3 protein-coding genes are annotated in these 3,327 nt (G+C 60.2%); all 3 read right to left on the bottom strand.

Features of this window, described 5'->3' with window-relative positions:
• Window positions 1–1,103, bottom strand: a 1,103-nt coding sequence (gene recF, locus N2315_08940) for a DNA replication and repair protein RecF (GenBank protein ID MCX7829302.1), incomplete at its 3' end; no start/stop codon positions are given.
• Complete coding sequence (dnaN, locus tag N2315_08935; GenBank protein MCX7829301.1) at window positions 1,093–2,232, bottom strand: DNA polymerase III subunit beta; 1,140 nt, start codon at window positions 2,230–2,232, stop codon at window positions 1,093–1,095. The genes recF and dnaN, both read right to left, overlap by 11 nt.
• A 250-nt stretch (window positions 2,233–2,482) precedes the next feature.
• Window positions 2,483–3,327, bottom strand: an 845-nt coding sequence (dnaA, locus tag N2315_08930) for a chromosomal replication initiator protein DnaA (protein ID MCX7829300.1), incomplete at its 5' end; no start/stop codon positions are given.

The raw sequence follows: 3,327 nt of genomic DNA, 5'->3' as shown, positions 1-3,327 counted from the left end.
AAGGGGGCCACAACTCCGTCCTCCACCCGGTACAGGGCCCACTCCCCGCTGGAATTGGGACCTAAAAGCTCCCCAAGTCCGAGGGAAGGCAGGTCCTCCGCGGTGGAGGCAAGCACCTGGCATGAAAGCTCCCCAAGCCCCAAGAACAGCCGCACCCTGCCATCCCGGTCCAGCTCGGAGAAGACCTCGTCTAAAACCACCACCGGGGACCTCCCGGTCACCTTGAGCACCGTCTCCGCGGCGGCCATCACCAGGGCGTAGGAAAGCCTTCTGCGCTGGCCCCGGCTCAGGGCCCAGGAGGCCTCAATACCTCGGCATGTAAGGCGCAGGTCGTCCCGATGAGGACCTATGGGGGGCCTCATCAAGCGCCTCTCCTCATCCACCCCCGAAGCCATCAACCGGAACACATCCTCCGGCGAAAGGGAAGGGCGTCCGCACTTATAAGTCCATGAGGGGCTTACCCCAATCTGGCACGCAAAATCAACCTCCACGGTGATGCCCAGCCTCTTAGCCCAGCGCACCGCCGACTCGGTGAGAAGCCCCGCCATGGAGAGCCTGGATACCCATATGACCGCCCCCTCCGCCGCCATGAGCCTTAAGGTGTAGGCCTCGTGCCTTCCGGACCTAAGGGAGGCGATCCTCTGGCGCAGCGCCCTGCCGTACCGGTGAAGGGCCTTGGCGTAGTCGGGGCAGCATATGGCGCAGACCAGGTCCAGAAGGCGCCGCCGACAGGCCGGAGGACCTTCCGCCATGGCCACGCTTTCGGGAAGGAACGCCAGCACCGGCATCCTGCTCCTCACGTCCCACCCGCTGGCCCTCTCTCCGTTGAGCCTCAGGGAGGACCTGCCGGACAGCTTCACCGCGCAGATCAGGTCCTCCTCCCCCTCCGCCTCGCACCGCACCGCCCCCATGGGGTTACCTATGCGCACCACCCTTGAGGTCCTGTCGAAGGCCCCCCAGCCGGAACAGACGCAGAAGGCCTCCAAAAGGTTGGTCTTGCCCGCCCCGTTGGGACCTAAGAATATGTTAAGCCCCTTGGACAGCTCCAGGGACTGGTCCTTTAGGTTCCTGTAGTTGTATAACCTTATGGACCTAAATCGCATCTTCCCCCGGCAGTTCCGCCTCGTCTATGGCAAGCGGCGCCAGGAGGTAGAGGTAGCTGTCGGATCCGATCCGCTTGATGCACACGTGTCCCCCAGGACCGTTGAACTCAAGGCGCACCAGGGAGTCCTGAAGCCCCTTGACCCCTTCCATCAGGAACCGTACGTTGAAGGCTATCCTAAGTGGCTCTCCCTCTATAGTGGCCTCCACCTCTTCCACCGCCTCTCCGAACTCCGGCGAACGGCTCCTCAAGGTGCAGCTGCCACCGGGGGACAGGTTCACCGCCACCATCCTGTTGAAGTCCCTCACCACCAAATCCAGCCTCTCAAGGGCTCCCAAGAGCTGGGACCTGGAGGTCTCCATGAAGGTGGTGCAGGACTTTGGAAGTATCCGCTCGTACTGGGGGAACTTGCTGTCCACCCGCCTTATGGAGAACTCGAACTCCCGGCACAGGAAGTACCCCTGGGTGCCGTCGGATAGCATCCTGACCTCCGTCTCGCCGCCCATGGAAGCCAGCATCCGGTCCAGCTCCCTCACCGCCTTCATGGGCAGGAGCATGGCCTCCGACGACTGGCCGTTCATGGGAACCTTGGAGTAGGAAAGACGCCTTGAGTCGGTGGACACCACCCGCATGGCCCCGTCGTCCCCCTGGAAGTAGGCACAGGAGAGATACGGTGGGTACTCCTCGGACATGGAGGCCGCTATGGCCCCCTCGGCTATGGCGGTCCTTAAGTCGTGGGCGGATATGACCCCCATCTCCTGGGCTGAGGAGGAGGAGGGTATCTTTGGGAACTCCTCCACCGGGTAGGTCATGAACCGGTAGCGGCTCCTTCCCGCGGTCATGACCCCCTTGCCGTCCTCAAGGCTTATGGAGAAGTAGCTCTCCGGGGACTTCTTGAAGAGGTCTCCAAGCACCCTCACTGGCAACAGGGCCTCTCCGTCCATGTCCTGCCTTACCCCCTCCACGGGGCACTTGATGCTGGTCTTCATGTCCGTGGCTAGGAGCTCCACGTTTCCGCCGGCGCACCTTATAAGGACGCTTGACGCGGCGCTGGAAGACGAAGTTCCGGCGCACCGCTCCGCCATGTTCCAGGCCTTTATGAAGCTGCTCTTCTCTATCTCCAGTTTCAAGTTATCCTCCCCTTCCTCTGTTGCTTTTTCTTTTTTTTTTTAGACCCTAGAAGCCGTAGTAGTAGGGGGTGTGGAGGTTGTGGATAACGTGGAAAAACCCTGAATCCAGGCGGTTTTTTTCCACATTGGACCTGTGGAAGACCTGTAGAGAGGGATCGCCAAAGTTATCCACTTTTTCCACAATCCCTATGTGGAATAATTTCAAGATCCATCCATCCACAGGTTTATGCACTGTGGATACCCGGGGTTATCACAGCTTTTTCCGTACGTTATCCACAACGCTCTTGACCTTGAGGTCCGTCTTCAAAAGCTCGTCTATCTTCCTGCAGGCGTGGAGAACCGTGGTGTGGTCCTTCTTGTTGAAGCCGTACCCTATCTGCTGCAGGCTTGCCTCGGTGTGCTCCCTGCATAGGTACATGGCCACCTGTCTTGCCAGCGCCAGGTCCGAGGTCCTCTTGCTGGAGAGCAGCTCGTCCACGGAGATGCCGAAGCTCTCCGCCACCAGGTGCTGTATTAGGTCGATGCTCACGGGGCCCTTCATGACGTTGCGGATGATGTCCTTAAGCCACTCCGCCGCGTTCTCCACCGATATGGGCTCGTCATTGAGCTCCGAACAGGCCACCACCCGGTTTAGGGCCCCCTCCAGCTCCCTTATGTTGCTTGGTATGTTCTGGGCCAGGAAGAATATGACCTCTTCGGGCACGTGATAGCCCCTGAGCTCCGCCTTCTTCTGAAGGATCGCCACCCGGGTCTCAAGGTCCGGCGGCTGTATGTCCGTCACAAGTCCCCACTCGAAGCGGGACACCAGCCTCTCCTCCACCCGCTGGATGTCCTTAGGCGGCCGGTCGGAGCTTATGACCACCTGCTTCTTGGCGTCGTGGAGGCTGTTGAAGGTGTGGAAGAACTCCTCCTGGGTGCTCTCCTTGTCCGCCAGGAACTGGATGTCGTCTATGAGCAGCACGTCTATGCTCCTGTACTTGGCCTTGAAGTCCTGGGTCCTGTTGTTCTGTATGGCGGATATGAGCTCGTTGGTGAACTTCTCGGAGCTCACGTACACCACCTTTGCCCCCGGCTGGTTGTCGCACACGTAGTGCC

Origin of the sequence: Thermanaerothrix sp. (genome assembly GCA_026417795.1) — a bacterium.
GTDB lineage: Bacteria > Synergistota > Synergistia > Synergistales > Synergistaceae > Thermanaerovibrio.
The sequence above is the reverse complement of the archived record's forward strand: the minus strand, read 5'-3'. Positions and strand labels throughout refer to the sequence as shown.